General features: G+C 69.7%; 12 protein-coding genes. 4 read left to right on the top strand and 8 right to left on the bottom strand.

Going from position 1 to position 14,502, the window contains the following annotated elements:
• Positions 1-108: 108 nt before the first annotated feature.
• The 3 genes from IEY91_RS06730 to IEY91_RS06720 form a co-directional block, all read right to left on the bottom strand.
• Positions 109-1,440 carry a class I SAM-dependent RNA methyltransferase gene (locus IEY91_RS06730; RefSeq protein WP_189173223.1) on the bottom strand — a complete coding sequence of 444 codons (1,332 nt, stop codon included), beginning with the start codon at positions 1,438-1,440 and terminating at the stop codon, positions 109-111.
• A 180-nt stretch (positions 1,441-1,620) separates the two neighbouring features.
• Positions 1,621-3,678, bottom strand: coding sequence for an APC family permease (locus IEY91_RS06725; RefSeq protein ID WP_164319575.1), 2,058 nt, complete (start codon positions 3,676-3,678; stop codon positions 1,621-1,623).
• Between the two features lie 176 nt (positions 3,679-3,854).
• Positions 3,855-6,134, bottom strand: a complete 2,280-nt coding sequence (locus IEY91_RS06720; protein WP_229696751.1) for an MMPL family transporter — start codon at positions 6,132-6,134, stop codon at positions 3,855-3,857.
• Positions 6,135-6,338: 204 nt separating this feature from the next.
• Between IEY91_RS06720 and IEY91_RS06715 the strand changes: the two genes are divergently transcribed.
• The 4 genes from IEY91_RS06715 to IEY91_RS06700 all read left to right on the top strand — a co-directional run bounded on the left by IEY91_RS06715 (position 6,339) and on the right by IEY91_RS06700 (position 8,417).
• Entirely contained in the window at positions 6,339-6,695 is a 357-nt protein-coding gene (locus IEY91_RS06715) for an ArsR/SmtB family transcription factor (protein ID WP_164319577.1), read from the top strand.
• Positions 6,692-6,931: a hypothetical protein gene (locus tag IEY91_RS06710; protein WP_189173222.1), complete on the top strand. Its 240-nt coding sequence runs from the start codon at positions 6,692-6,694 to the stop codon at positions 6,929-6,931. Before IEY91_RS06715 ends, IEY91_RS06710 begins: the two co-directional genes overlap by 4 nt.
• Before the next feature lie 137 nt (positions 6,932-7,068).
• The gene (locus tag IEY91_RS06705) at positions 7,069-7,737 is read left to right on the top strand and encodes a potassium channel family protein (RefSeq protein WP_164319581.1); all 669 of its coding nucleotides are present in this window, start codon (positions 7,069-7,071) and stop codon (positions 7,735-7,737) included.
• Positions 7,737-8,417: a potassium channel family protein gene (locus IEY91_RS06700; protein ID WP_189173221.1), complete on the top strand. Its 681-nt coding sequence runs from the start codon at positions 7,737-7,739 to the stop codon at positions 8,415-8,417. The genes IEY91_RS06705 and IEY91_RS06700 overlap by 1 nt, the downstream gene beginning before the upstream one ends.
• Positions 8,418-8,504: 87 nt before the next feature.
• Here the strand turns inward: IEY91_RS06700 and IEY91_RS06695 are convergent, their stop codons facing one another.
• The 5 genes from IEY91_RS06695 to IEY91_RS06675 form a co-directional block, all read right to left on the bottom strand.
• Complete coding sequence (locus IEY91_RS06695) at positions 8,505-9,233, bottom strand: DUF3159 domain-containing protein (RefSeq protein ID WP_189173220.1); 729 nt, start codon at positions 9,231-9,233, stop codon at positions 8,505-8,507.
• 3 nt (positions 9,234-9,236) lie between these two features.
• Complete coding sequence (locus IEY91_RS06690) at positions 9,237-9,635, bottom strand: OB-fold nucleic acid binding domain-containing protein (protein WP_164319587.1); 399 nt, start codon at positions 9,633-9,635, stop codon at positions 9,237-9,239.
• Between the two features lie 69 nt (positions 9,636-9,704).
• Positions 9,705-10,388 carry a response regulator gene (locus IEY91_RS06685; protein WP_164319589.1) on the bottom strand — a complete coding sequence of 228 codons (684 nt, stop codon included), beginning with the start codon at positions 10,386-10,388 and terminating at the stop codon, positions 9,705-9,707.
• A 74-nt stretch (positions 10,389-10,462) separates the two neighbouring features.
• Positions 10,463-13,009, bottom strand: a complete 2,547-nt coding sequence (locus tag IEY91_RS06680) for an ATP-binding protein (protein WP_189173219.1) — start codon at positions 13,007-13,009, stop codon at positions 10,463-10,465.
• Between the two features lie 222 nt (positions 13,010-13,231).
• Complete coding sequence (locus IEY91_RS06675) at positions 13,232-14,449, bottom strand: alginate lyase family protein (protein ID WP_189173218.1); 1,218 nt, start codon at positions 14,447-14,449, stop codon at positions 13,232-13,234.
• Positions 14,450-14,502: the final 53 nt, after the last annotated feature.

The following is a 14,502-nucleotide window of genomic DNA, read 5'->3' as shown; positions in this document are numbered from 1 at the left end:
AAGCCGCAGCTCAGCATCTTTCATGGCAGATACAGGAGCGCAGCGTGCTCTGTCCCATGGTGCTCCGAAAACAGTCGAACGCGGTCTCACCTTGAGAAGAACCGCAGGTCAGCGCCCCTTCTCAGCAGGCTCCAAAATCGCCACACACTCGACATGGTGCGTCATCGGAAACAAATCAAAAGCCCGAAGCATCCGCACCCGGTACCCGCCCTCCCGGAAGTACCCCAAGTCCCGTGCCAGCGCGGCCGGATCGCAGGCCACGTACGCGATGCGGCGGGCGCCCAGGCTCGCGAGATGGCGGACCGTCGACTTGCCCGCGCCCGCGCGGGGCGGGTCCAGGACGATGAGGTCGACCTCGGTGATGCCGGTGCGCGGGAGGACCGACTCGACCTTGCCCTGTTCGATGCGGACGCGGTCGAAGGAGGCGAGGTTGTGGCGGGCGTCCTCTACGGAGCGCTTGCCGGACTCGATGCCGAGGACGGCGCCCTCGTCGCCGACGCGGTCGGCGATGGCGCCCGCGAAGAGGCCCACGCCGCAGTAGAGGTCGAGCGCCGTCTCGCCCTTGCGCGGGAGGAGGCCCTGCATGACCGCGGTCACGAGGGTGTCCGCCGACTTCGGGTGGACCTGCCAGAAGCCGCCGTTGCCGACGCGGTACGTGCGGCCGTCGGCCCGTTCGCGTACGAAGGGGCGGCCGTGGACGCGGTGTACGCCGCCGTCCTTCTCCTCCACACGGAGGACGGACACCGGCTTGTCGAGTTCGACCAGGGGGAGGCGGGCGCCCGGCCGCGGGGTCAGGATGACCTGGCGGTCCTGCGAACCCGTCGCCGCGATCGCCTCCACCGACTCCATGCCCGACCAGTCGCGCTGCTCGATGCCCAGTTCGGTGACGCCCTCCGCCGCGATCATGCAGTGGTCGATCGGCTCCACCTCGTGGGAGCGGTGGCGGCGCAGGCCGGCGCGGCCGGTGTCGGGGTCGACCGCGTACTGGACTCGGGTGCGCCAGGCCGGGACCTCCCCGGCGGGGAGCTTGTCGCCCTCCGCCGGCATCACCGTGCCGTCCCAGCCGGCCTCCTCGGGCGTCAGCCCGGCAAGGTGCTTCAGCTGCTCGGCGATCACCTCGCCCTTGAGGCGGCGCTGCGCGCCCGGCTTCGCGTGCTGCCAGTCGCAGCCGCCGCAGCGGCCCGGTCCGGCGTACGGGCACGGGGCCTCGACGCGGTCCTTGGACCGGTCGAGGATCGTCACCGCGTCCGCGCGCAGGAAGCGGGACGACTCGTCGCCCTCGGTCACCCGCGCCACGACCTTCTCCCCCGGCAGCGCGTGCCGTACGAAGAGGACCTGCCCCTCCGCCGTACGGGCGACGCAGTGGCCGCCGTGTGCGACGGGGCCCACCTCGACCTCGTACTCCTGGCCCACCAGCGAGTTCTTCGGTTCAGCCTGCATGGCGGGGTGACTCCACAACGTAAGGGGATGTGAGGGGTGTGCGGGGTGTGCGAGACGGCCGCCCTCGCGGACGGCCGGACGCCAGCCGTCCAGTCTACGTGCCGGACCCCCGTCCGCCCGCCAGGAGGGAGGGGGCCGGGAGGGGGCGCGACGCGTACGCCGCCCCCGCCCGTACGCCCGCTACCCCTTCTTCCCCGACTTGCTGGGCTCCTTGGCCCGCTTCTCCACCGGCCCCCGCCGCACCGCCCCCGGCGCGTTCCACTCCTGGCGCCTGCGTGCCCGCTTCTTCGCGGCCTCGGAGGACTCGAGCTGGTAGGGGACGGACGTGACCATCACGCCCGGCGTGAACAGCAACCTCCCCTTGAGGCGCAGCGCGCTCTGGTTGTGCAGCAGGTGCTCGTACCAGTGGCCCACCACGTACTCGGGGATGATCACGCTGACGGCGTCGCGCGGGCTCTCCCGGCGCAGCGACTTGACGTAGTCGATGACGGGGCGCGTGACCTCGCGGTAGGGCGAGTCGAGGACCTTCAGCGGCACGCTGATGTTGCGCCGCTCCCACTCGTCGCGCAGGGCCTTGGTCTCGGCCGCGTCGACGTTGACGCTGAGGGCCTCCAGGGTGTCCGTACGCATCAGCTTGGCGAACGCGAGCGCCCGCAGCGTCGGCTTGTGGATCTTGGAGACGAGGACGATGGAGTGCACCCGGGAGGGGCGCACGCTGTCGTCGGAGGGGCCGTCGGCCGCCGCGATCTCGCCGGCGACCCGGTCGTAGTGGCGGCGGATCGCGCTCATCGTCGCGTAGAAGATGACCATGCCGAGCAGCGCCACCCACGCGCCGTGCGTGAACTTCGTGACGAGTACGACGATCAGGACCAGGCCGGTGAAGAAGGCGCCGAAGGTGTTGATCGCGCGGGAGCGGATCATGTGGCGGCGCTTGCCCGGGTCGCGCTCGGTGGCCAGGTGGCGGTTCCAGTGCCGGACCATGCCGATCTGGCTGAGCGTGAAGGAGACGAAGACGCCGACGATGTAGAGCTGGATCAGCCGGGTGGAGTCCGCGCCGTAGATCCAGACGAGCAGCGCCGCGGCGCCCGCGAGGAGCACGATGCCGTTGGAGAAGGCGAGGCGGTCGCCGCGGGTGTGCAGTTGGCGCGGCAGGTAGCGGTCCTGCGCGAGGATCGAGCCGAGCAGCGGGAAGCCGTTGTACGCCGTGTTGGCGGCGAGGAAGAGGACAAGCGCGGTGGCCGCGGCGAGGACGATGAACAGGAAGCTGCCGTTGCCGAAGACGGCCTCGGCGACCTGGGAGATCACCGGGTTCTGGACGTAGTCGCCACCGAGGGCGGCGCCGTTGTCGAGGAGGTCCTTCGCGGGGTTCTCGGCCATGTGCACGTTGGTCGCCATGGCGAGGCCGATGATGCCGCAGAACATGGTGACGGCGAGGCCGCCCATCAGGGCCAGCGTCGACGCGGCGTTCTTGGACTTCGGCTTGCGGAAGGCGGGGACGCCGTTGCTGATCGCCTCGACGCCGGTGAGCGCCGCGCAGCCGGAGGAGAAGGCGCGCAGCAGCAGGAAGACCATGGCGAAGCCCGCCAGGCCCTCGTGCTCGGCCTTGATCTCGAAGTCCGCGGTCGGGGCCTTCATGGTGTCGTCGAGGACGAAGCCCCGGTAGGCGCCCCACGCGATCATGATGAAGACGCCGGCCACGAAGACGTACGTCGGAATCGCGAAGAGCTTGCCGGACTCCTTCACGCCGCGCAGGTTCATCAGCGTCAGGAGCACGATGACCGCGACCGCGCAGAGCACCTTGTGCTCGACGACGAAGGGGACGGCGGAGCCCAGGTTCTCGATGCCCGAGGAGATCGACACGGCGACGGTCAGGACGTAGTCGACGAGCAGCGCGCTCGCGACGGTCAGACCGGCCTTGGGCCCGAGGTTGGTGTTGGCGACCTCGTAGTCGCCGCCGCCGCTCGGGTACGCGTGCACGTTCTGGCGGTAGGACGCGACGACGGTGAACATCAGCACCACGACCGCGAGGGCGATCCAGGGGCTGAAGTGGTACGCCGACACGCCTGCCACGGACAGGACGAGCAGCACCTCGCCGGGGGCGTACGCGACGGAGGACAGCGGGTCGGACGCGAACACGGGGAGGGCGATGCGCTTCGGCAGGAGCGTTTCTCCGAGCCGGTCGCTGCGCAGTGCGCGCCCGATGAGGATCCGTTTGGGCACGTCGGTCAGTTTGGACACGCAGAGGATCGTAAGCGCTCCGTCAGCGCGCCGCCCACCCAGTACCCCGGACCTGTCAAGAGCTTCTGGCCAGAAGCTTAAAGAGATGTTCAAAAGGTGAGTGGACGGACCGGGCGGCGTGCTTGCACCGTCCGGTCCGCCCACTCAGCGTTCGCGGCTGCGCGCCGCGTCTCCGCTCACCGCTCGCGGGCCGTTCCCGCCCCCGCCAGCGGCGGTTCCGCGCTCTCGCCGGCCGGGGCCGCGTACCCGCGGGTCAGTCGCTCCTCGGCCCGCCGCACCGCCTTCGACGGCCACCACGTCGCCCGGCCGAGCAGCAGCAGCGCCGCGGGCAGGATCATGACGCGGATCACGAAGGCGTCGAGCAGGACGGCCACCGCGAGCACGAAGCCCATCTGCTTCATCTCCAGGATGTGCAGCATCACGAAGCTCGCGAAGACGGTGACCATGACGATCGCCGCGCTCGTGACGACCTTGGCGGAGGCCGCGATGCCGTCGATCACGGCCTGCCGCGTGGGCACGCCGTTCAGCGCGGCCTCGCGGATCCGGCTGACGACGAACACCTGGTAGTCCATCGAGAGCCCGAAGAGGATCACGAAGAGGAAGAGCGGCACGCGCGAGGAGATGCCGTGCAGGGAGACGAAGGACAGCAGGTCCTCGGCCCACTCGCCCTGGAAGACGAGCACGAGCAGCCCGAGCGCGGAGGCGGCCGAAAGGAGGTTGAGGCCGATGCCGAGCAGTCCGAGGACGACCGACCGGAACGCGTACACGGTCATTGCGAACGTCATCAGGAGCAGCAGCCCGAGCACCAGCGGCAGCTTCTCGCTCTGGTGCTCCACGTAGTCCACACCGCGCGGCACATCACCGCTGACACCCGTCTCGACGCCGTCGAGCTTGCCGACGGTCGCGGGCAGGTAGTCGTCGCGGATGTGGTCGAGGGCGTCGACGGCCTCTTCGGAGTACGTGGCGTGCCGGGCGCCCAGCTCCAGGGTGCTGACGCGGCCGTCGCCGGAGGTCTTGATCACCGGCTTGTCGTGGCGGGCGAGCAGCGGGTCGGCCGCCGCCTTGCGGTCGAGTGCGCGCAGCGCGCCGACGACCTGGTCCCGCTGTCCGGCCTCGGAGCCGACCACGACCTGGTAGCGGATGCGCAGGTCGGGGAAGGCGGCGAGCATCCGGTCGTAGCCCTGCATGGCGGGGATCTCGCGGGAGAAGCTGTCGCGGGCCGGGTCCTTGAGCTTCATGGTCGCGGCGGGCAGCGCGAGGCCGAGCATGACGAGGACCGACACGCACAGGGTGGCCACGGGGTACTTGCGGGCGGGCGTGAGCAGCGCGTTCCACACGCGGCCCGGCGGCTTCTCGATGTCGGCCTTCACCGTCTTGCCCTGGGCGCGGCGCTTCTCCGCCCGACGTTCCGCGCGCTTGCCGAGCTTGACGAGCATGGCGGGAAGCACGGTCACCGAGCTGATCACGGCGACGGCCACGACGAGGATGGTGCCGGTGGCCAGTGAGTCGAAGATGACGTCGCCGGCCAGGTAGAGCGCGGCGGTGGAGACGATCACGGCGAGGCCGGAGACCACGATCGCGCGCCCCGCCGTCGCCGCGGCGGCCTCGACAAGCGCCTCCGAGGAGAGCCTGCCGCCCGCGCGGGCCCGCTCCTCGCGCTCCCGCTTGAGGTAGAAGAGCGTGTAGTCGACGCCGACGGCCATGCCGATGAGCAGGATCATGTTCATCCCGATGCCGGTGTCGGGCAGCAGGTGCGAGGCGAGCATCGCCAGGCCCATGGTCGCGATGATCGAGGTGATGGCGAGCAGCAGCGGTACGCCGACCATCAGGACCGAGCCGAACACCAGGGCCAGCGTGATCAGTGTCACCGGCAGCGTGATCATCTCGGAGAACGCGAGGTCCTTGCCGCGCTGGTCGTTGACGCCCTTGCTCACGGACGCGGCGCCGGTCTCCTCCACCACGACGTCCGGGTGGGCCTTCTTGACCTTCTCGGTCTCTGCCCGGAGCGGGACGACGTTCTTCTTGCCCTCCTGCTCCGGGCCCTTGAGGGTCACGGGGACGCGAACGACCTTGCCGTCCTTGGAGCGGACGGGCGCCTGCACCTCGGCGACCTCGGGCAGGGCCCGCATGCGCCGTGTGACATCCGCGACGGCCGCGTCGGCGGCGCGTGCGTCGAGGCGCCTGCCCGGCTCGGCGCTGATGAGGATCTGCTCCAGGGGCTTGATCTGGAGGTCGCCCTCGGCGGCCAGGGCCTCGGCGCGCCCGGCCTCGCCGACGCGGAAGTCCTCCGAGGCCGCCTGATTCATCCCGGCCGTGATGCCCGCGCCCAGGCACAGCACCACGAACACGAACCACCCGACGATCGCCCGCCAGGGGTGCAGCGCGCTCCATCGCGCCACCCGCACCGTCATCGACTGCCTTGCGCCGCGCCCCATGTCCGGCCCCCTCGCTGCCATAGCGACCCTCCTACCTTCATGTGTAAGTTGAGACTGACAGGTGAAGGCTGAAGACGTCAACTGTCAGATGACAAAGCACAGAAGGGGAGAATCCGTGAGGGGAAGGGAAGAGTCCGGTGGACGGAGGGTTTGACAGTGGTTCAAGCCATGCGTAAGCCTTGGCTGACAGGTTTCGGGACGGCGCGAAGGCGGGCCATGCAGGCCATGAACAGCGAGGAGCTGCTGGCCTTTCTGGCGGCCGTCGGACACGCGCAGCGCCTGAGGATCATCACGGAGCTCGCCACCGGATCCTTGTACGTCAGCGAACTCGCCCGCCGCCTAGGGGTCTCCCGGCCGCTGCTCTACATGCATCTGGAGCGCCTGGAGAAGGCCGGACTTGTGATCGGCAGGCTGGAGCTCTCCGACGACGGCAAGGCTCTCAAGTACTTCGAACTGGCGCCCTTTGACGTGCAGTTGAACGTCGATACGATTCTCACGGCTGCCCGCCTCGACGAGGCGGACGCCCAGCAGGACAGGTCGGGCGAAGCCGGAAAGCACTCACCAAAGGGGACGCCCCAATGAGCGACGCGATCATCCCGATCGCTTTCTTCCTGATCCTTGCCGGCGCAATCGTCGCGGTGGCCAAGTTCCAGACGGAGCGCAGCCGCGAGCGGGACCGCGAGTACGCGGCAGCGATGGAGAGCTACCGCAAGGCGCTCGACGCCACCACGGCCCAGCAGGAAGCCATCCGCACCCAGCTCACCGAGCTGAATGTCCGGGTCCAGTCGATGGAGAGCATGCTGCGCGCCGTGGACTGAACGCGCACTCGGCCCCTGGCCTTGACGGCAAAGCCGTTAACGTGGACTCGAGCAATGACGGGGAACACCGAGGGCGAGAGTCATGAGTAGGGCATTTATGCAGGTCACGAGGGCCATGAGGAGCGCGGGGTAACGACGTGCACATCGTCATCATGGGCTGCGGGAGAGTCGGTTCCGCTCTCGCGCAGACCCTGGAACAACAGGGGCACACGGTCGCCGTCGTCGACCAGGACCCCACCGCATTCCGCCGCCTGGGCTCCGGTTTCGGCGGCCGCCGTGTGACCGGCGTCGGCTTCGATCAGGACACCCTGCGCGAGGCAGGCATCGAGGACGCCGGTGCCTTCGCCGCGGTCTCCAGCGGCGACAACTCGAACATCATCGCCGCCCGCGTGGCCCGCGAGATGTTCGGCATCGAGAACGTCGCGGCCCGTATCTACGACCCGCGGCGCGCGGAGGTCTACCAGCGCCTGGGCATCCCCACGGTCGCCACGGTCCGCTGGACCGCCGACCAGATGCTGCGCCGGCTGCTGCCCTCCGGGGCCGAGCCGCTGTGGCGCGACCCCACCGGCGGTGTGCAGCTCGCCGAGGTGCACGCGTCGGCCGCCTGGATCGGCCAGAAGATCAGCCGCCTGCAGGACGAGACCGGCGTGCGCGTCGCATTCCTCACCCGGCTCGGCGAGGCGGTCCTGCCGACGTCGCAGACGGTGCTCCAGGAAGGCGATCTGGTGCATGTGATGATGCGCACCGACGAGGTCGAGAAGGTCGAGGCGGCCTTCGCCGAAGGCCCCGAGGAGGGCGGTCACTGATGAGGGTCGCCATTGCCGGAGCGGGCGCGGTGGGCCGTTCCATCGCCGGTGAGCTCCTGGAGAACGGCCACGAGGTCCTTCTCGTCGACAAGGCGCCGACGGCCATCTCCGTCGAGCGCGTCCCGCAGGCCGAGTGGCTGCTCGCCGACGCCTGCGAGATCACGTCCCTGGACGAGGCGGCGCTGCAGCGCTGCAACGTCGTGATCGCCGCGACCGGCGACGACAAGGTCAACCTCGTCGTCTCCCTGCTCGCGAAGACCGAGTACGGCGTCCCGCGGGTCGTCGCGCGCGTCAACAACCCCAAGAACGAGTGGCTCTTCAACGAGTCCTGGGGCGTAGACGTCGCGGTGTCCACGCCGCGGCTGATGTCCGCGCTCGTCGAGGAGGCGGTGAGCGTCGGCGACCTGGTCCGGCTGCTGCGCTTCAGCCACGGCGACGCGAACCTCGTCGAGCTGACGCTGCCGCCGGAGTCGACCCTCGCGGGCACCCGCGTCGGCGACGTCCAGTGGCCCGAGGACACTTCGCTCGTCACGATCATCCGGGGCACGCGCGTCCTCACGCCGACGCCGGACGACTCCCTGGAGGCGGGCGACGAGCTGCTGTTCGTGGCCGCGCAGGCGCGGGAGGAGCAGCTGGAGGACCTGCTCTCGGCCCGAAGGGACAGCCCGTCCGGCGTTTGAGGACGAGGCCCGAAGGGCCGATAGACGGCAACGCAGGTGGGGGCGCCCGGAGAGTTCCGGGCGCCCCCACCTGCGTAAAGCCTGCGGCTAGCTGGCCGCGGCCTTGCGCTCCTCTTCCGCCTTCTCGGCGGCTTCCATCTCCGCGAACACGTCGATCGGCGGCGGCGCCTTCGCCAGGAAGATCCAGGTGAAGTACACCGCGAGGACCATCGGCGGGAGCTTCAGGGCGATCAGGACCCAGCCGAGCTGCTCGGTGTCCGCCCACCAGTACAGCGGGAAGAGGATGGCGTACTTGGCGAGGAAGACCAGGCCCCAGGCCAGGGACGCCTTGGTGTACGCCTTCTTGCGGCCGGGGTTGCGGGTGCGCCAGGAGAGGTTCTCGCGGAACACCGGGCCGAGGAGCAGGCCGAGCAGCGGATAGCCCACGAGCGCGGAAAGGAAGAAGGCCGCGCCCAGGCCGGTGCCGTAGATCATGCCGGGCAGGTAGAAGTCCTTGGCGTTGCCCGTGAACATGGCGAAGGCCACGCCGAACGCGACGCCGAAGACACCGCTGAAGGCGTGCTTCACGGTGTCCCTGCGGGCCAGGCGGACAACGACGAGGATCACCGCGACGGACAGCGCCGCGATCGCCGACAGGTGCAGGTCCTTGTTGATCGTGTAGATCAGCACGAACAGCAGGCCGGGCACCATCGTCTCGACCGTGCCGCGGATTCCGCCGAAGGCGTCGAACAGCGCGGCCTGGGTCAGAGCCCTGGTGTCCGTTTCGGGGGGGTGCTCCCCCACGGCCTGGTCGGTCGGCTTGTCGACTGACGTCACCGGCTACTCCCGTCCGAGCGGTCTGAGTTCGTACTTGGGATTGAAGAGCACTCTGCGGCCTCGGTCTATGGAGATCCGGCCCGACGCGATCAGGCGGCGCCCCGGCTCGATGCCCACGATGGAGCGCCTGCCGAGCCATACGACGTCGAGCGCGGCGGAGCCGTCGAACAGCTCCGCCTCCAGGGCGGGGACACCGGCGCGCGGCCGCAGGGTGACCGTGCGCAACGTACCAGTAACCGTGACTATCTGGCGGTCGTGGCAGTCGCCGATGCGCGTACACCCGGCCGTCTCCGCGTCCTCGCGCAGCTCCTGCGACTCCAGGTCCTGCTGGGAGGACGACAGGCGGTCGAGCATGCGCCGGAAGCGACCGGTCTGCTTGCCGGATCCAGGAACAGCACTCATACCGGAAGGGTACCGGTGGGCACCGACGCCCCCACAATGGGTGCGCTCACCTGTGCATATGCCCGTTCGCTACCGCTCGAACCGGTATCCCATCCCGGGCTCCGTGATGAAGTGCCGCGGGTGCGCGGGGTCCGCCTCCAGTTTGCGGCGCAGCTGTGCCATGTAGACGCGCAGGTAGTTCGTCTCCGTGCCGTACGAGGGGCCCCACACCTCCTGCAGGAGCTGCTTCTGGCTGACGAGACGGCCCGCGTTGCGCACCAGGACCTCCAGGAGGTGCCACTCCGTGGGGGTCAGGCGTACGTCACGGCCGTTGCGGTTGACCTTCTTCGCGGCCAGGTCGACCGTGAAGTCCTCGGTGTCCACCATCACGTCGTCCTCGCCGGCCCCGGTGGGCTCGGCGCGGCGCACGGCGGCGCGAAGCCGGGCGAGGAGTTCGTCCATGCCGAAGGGCTTGGTGACGTAGTCGTCGGCGCCGGCGTCCAGGGCCTCGACCTTCTCGTCCGAGCTGTGCCGGGCCGAGAGGACCAGGATGGGCACGCGCGTCCAGCCGCGCAGCCCCTTGATCACCTCCACGCCGTCCATGTCGGGCAGACCGAGGTCGAGCACGATCACGTCGGGGTGGCGGGCGGCGGCGAGCTGGAGGGCGGTGGCGCCGTCCGGTGCCGCGTCCACGTCGTACTTGCGCGCCTTCAGATTGATCACGAGGGCGCGTACGATCTGCGGCTCGTCGTCGACCACGAGCACCCGGGTCATTCCTACCTGCCTTTCGGGCTTGTCAGCGCCGCTCACGCGGCTTTCGGTGCCACGTGCGCGGCCGGCGGTGGCGGTCATGAGGTCATCTGGGCGGTCAGGTCGGGCACGACGGGCGGTCGCCCGGCCGCCGCCTTCAGGGTGAGCACCATCGTGAGGCCACCACCGGGAGTGTCCTCCGCGTTGAGGGTTCCGCCCATGGATTCCACGAAGCCGCGGGCAACCGCAAGTCCGAGGCCGACGCCGCTTCCACGTGGAGCGTCACCGTAGCGCTGGAATGGCTCGAAGATGCGGTCCTTGGCGTCATCGGGGACACCGGACCCCCGGTCGACGACCCTCAGTTCCACGCGGTCGCCGAGCGCGCTGGCCGAAACGAAGACGGGTTCATCCTCGGGCGCGTACTTGACGGCGTTCTCCACGATGTTGGCGACGGCGCGCTCCAGGAGGCCCTTGTCGACGGCGACCATCGGCAGCGCCTCCGGGATGTCGAGGTCCACGCTGCCGTCGGGGACGCCGCCGAGCGCCATCGGCACCACCTCGTCGAGGTCGATCTCGCGGATCAGCGGGGTGACCGTGCCGGTCTGCAGGCGTGACATGTCCAGGAGGTTGCCCACGAGGTGGTCGAGGCGGTCGGCGCCGGCCTCGATGCCTTCGAGGAGCTCCGCCTGGTCCTCCTCGGACCACTCCACGTCCTCGGAGCGCAGCGAGGACACCGCGGCCTTGATGCCGGCGAGCGGGGTGCGCAGGTCGTGGCTGACGGCGGCGAGCAGGGCGGTGCGGATGCGGTTGCCCTCGGCGAGCGTGCGGGCCTGGTCGGCCTCGGACTGCAGGCGCTGGCGGTCCAGGACCACGGCGGCCTGCGCGGCGAACGCGGCGAGGACGCGGCGGTCCTCGGCGGGCAGCACGCGGCCGGTCAGGGCGAGCGCCATGTGGTCGCCGACCGGCACGTCCACGTCGGCGTCCTCGGGGCGGCCGACGTGCGCGCGGGGGCCGACGCTGCCGGCGCAGGTCCACGGTGTGACGTCGCTCTCGCGTTCCAGCAGGGCCACGGCCTCCATGGCGAAGGTCTCGCGCACCGTCTCCAGGAGGGCCTCCAGGCTGTTCTCGCCGCGCAGCACGCTGCCCGCGAGATGCGAGAGGATCTCCGACTCGGCGCGCAGCCGCGCGGCCTGATGGGTGCGGCGGGCGGCGAGGTCCACGACGGACGCCACCGAGATCGCCACGGACACGAAGACGACGATCGCGACGATGTTCTTCGCGTCGGAGATCGTCCACTGGTGCAGCGGCGGGGTGAAGTAGTAGTTGAGGAGCAGCGAGCCGAACGCCGACGACGCGAGGGCCGGCATCAGACCGCCGAGCAGCGCCGCCGCCACGGTCAGCGTCAGGAACAGCAGCATGTCGTTCGCGAGACCGAGGTCCACGTCGATGCTCGTGAGCAGCAGCGTGAGCAGCGCGGGCCCGCCGATGCCGACCAGCCAGCCAGCGATGATCCGGGAGCGGCCGAGCCGGGCGCCGCGCGCCACGGGCAGCCCGCGCCCCTTGGCGACCTCACCGTGCGTGACGATGTGGACGTCGAGGTCGGGCCCGGACTCACGGGCGACGGTCGCGCCGACGCCGGGTCCGAAGATGTACTGCCAGGACTTGCGGCGCGAGGAGCCGAGGACGATCTGGGTGGCGTTGACGCCCCGCGCGAATTCGAGCAGGGCCGCCGGAATCTCGTCGCCTATGACGTGATGGAACGTTCCTCCCAGGTCCTCCACGAGGGTGCGCTGGACGGCCAGTTCCTTGGGCGAGGCCGCGGTGAGGCCGTCGCTGCGGGCGATGTAGACGGCGAGGATCTCGCTGCCGGAGCCCTTGGCGGCCATCCGGGCGGCGCGGCGTATGAGGGTGCGTCCCTCGGGTCCGCCGGTGAGGCCGACGACGATGCGTTCGCGCGCCTGCCAGGTGGAGCGGATGTTGTGCTCGCCCCGGTACTGCTGGAGGTATTCGTCGACCCGGTCGGCCACCCAAAGGAGCGCGAGCTCCCGCAGGGCGGTGAGGTTTCCGGGGCGGAAGTAGTTGGAGAGGGCCGCGTCGACCTTGTCGGCCTTGTAGATGTTGCCGTGTGCCATCCGCCGGCGCAGCGCCTGCGGCGACATGTCGACCAGCTCTATCTGGTCCGCCCGGCGCACGACCTCGTCCGGGACCGTCTCGCGCTGCCGGACGCCGGTGATCGACTCGACCACGTCGCCCAGCGATTCCAGGTGCTGGATGTTGACGGTGGATATGACGTCGATGCCCGCTTCGAGCAGTTCCTCGACGTCCTGCCAGCGCTTGGCGTTGCGCGAGCCGGGCACGTTGGTGTGCGGCAGTTCGTCGACGAGCGCGACGGCGGGGGCGCGGCGCAGCACGGCGTCGACGTCCATCTCGGTGAACTGCGAGCCGCGGTACTCCAGGTCCTTGCGGGCGATCTGCTCCAGGCCGTGCAGCATCACTTCCGTACGAGGACGGTTGTGGTGCTCCACGAAGGCCACGACGCAGTCCGTGCCGCGCTCGATACGTCGGTGCGCCTCGGCGAGCATGGCGTATGTCTTGCCGACGCCCGGTGCCGCACCGAGGTAGATCCGAAGCTTGCCGCGTGCCATGGCCCCATTGTCTTCCTGAAACTGCTGTGTACGCAGCGTCGACCTTACGGCCAATATTTGCGGCAAAGAGGACGAGGCCGACCTTCCTGAAGCTCCTTGACGCAACCCTGATGCCCTCGATTGCGTCCGCTGTGGGACACGACACACGATTTTCGGCCGCGACAGCACGGCGGGGCCGCCCCGCCGTGGCGGAGCGGCCCCGGTGCGGTCCGGGAGCCCGGGTCAGCGCGGGTTGTCCCCGTGCGTCAGGGTCTCCCAGGCGACGAACAGGTTGTTGGAGGCCGCCGGGCGCTTCTGCTCGGTGAGCCGCTGGGTGTTGTCCATCGGTATCCCGAGACGGTTGTGCAGGGCGTTGTAGCCGACCTCCGTGACCGGCCCGAGGCCGCGCTCGAGCGAGCCCTTGCACAGCCAGCTCGGCGGCGCCTCGCCGAGTTCGTACTTGGCCTGGAAGCCGAGCGCGTGCCGCAGCCGCTCGCCGACGTCCGTGCCGTACAGGTCCTGGCCCTGGATCCGGCTGGTCTCGGCGATGTGCGAGATCGCGGAGATGCCGTAGCCCGTGTGTGTGAAGTCGCGGCAGGTCTCCTGGGTGAGACCGTTCACGAAGGTGCCCTGGCCCTGCCAGTACTTGACGATCTTGTCGCGGGTGTCGAGGTTCTGGCTCGGCACGGTCTTGGGCAGCGCGCCGTCCGAGGTCAGATAGACGTACGCGGCGGTGCGCGTGCGGAACTTCGCCATGGCCTTGTCGTACGACGCCTTGTCCTCCAGGAAGACGGAGATGCCGACCGCCGCCTCCATCATCGACAGCTCCCAGTTGCCGTTGGAGTTCGAGCCGTTGATGAGCTTCGGCAGATAGACGTTGCGGAGCATGGTGGCGAAGCGGCCGGAGTTCGCCCAGTTCCCGGTGTACGTGTGCTTGATGATCTCCGCGGCCTTGGGCCAGGAGGAGCCCGCCCAGCCGGTCTGCAGCGGGGCGTTGCTGTTGGTGTGGTCCTTGATCGTGGCCGACCAGGCGTCCATCAGCTCGATCGACTTCTTCGCGTACCGCTCGTCACGGGTGACGTACCAGGCAAGGGCGGTGGTGTACGCGGCGATCGCGTCCTCGCGCTCGTCGGTGCAGCCGTAGTTGGGGTTGGAGTACGAGCCGCACTCGACGATCGCGCGGGGCTTCGGGGTGCGCGAGAGGGAGGCGTACTTGCTCCCCATCATCTGGTCGTACGCGCCCTTCCAGGGCTGGGCGCCGGCGTTCACCTTCTCGCGGGTGAAGTCCAGCTGCCCCTTGGAGACGGTCACTCCGGGGTGCGCGAAGGCGGCGGGGGCCGCGTCGGCGCGGTCGCCGCCGGGCCAGGCGAGCAGGGTGGCGACGAGGGCGGTGGCGGCGGCCGCGAGGAAGGCCGGGCGTGGTCTGCGGCGGTGGCGTGTGGGGGTGGGGGTGGGCGCCATGAAGAGGCCATCCGTTCGTGTATGTGAACCTCAAGTGCCTTTCTGAACACGCG

The sequence above is a fragment of the Streptomyces lasiicapitis genome (assembly GCF_014646335.1).
Classification (GTDB): domain Bacteria; phylum Actinomycetota; class Actinomycetes; order Streptomycetales; family Streptomycetaceae; genus Streptomyces; species Streptomyces lasiicapitis.
This window is presented reverse-complemented; position numbering and strand designations above follow the sequence as displayed.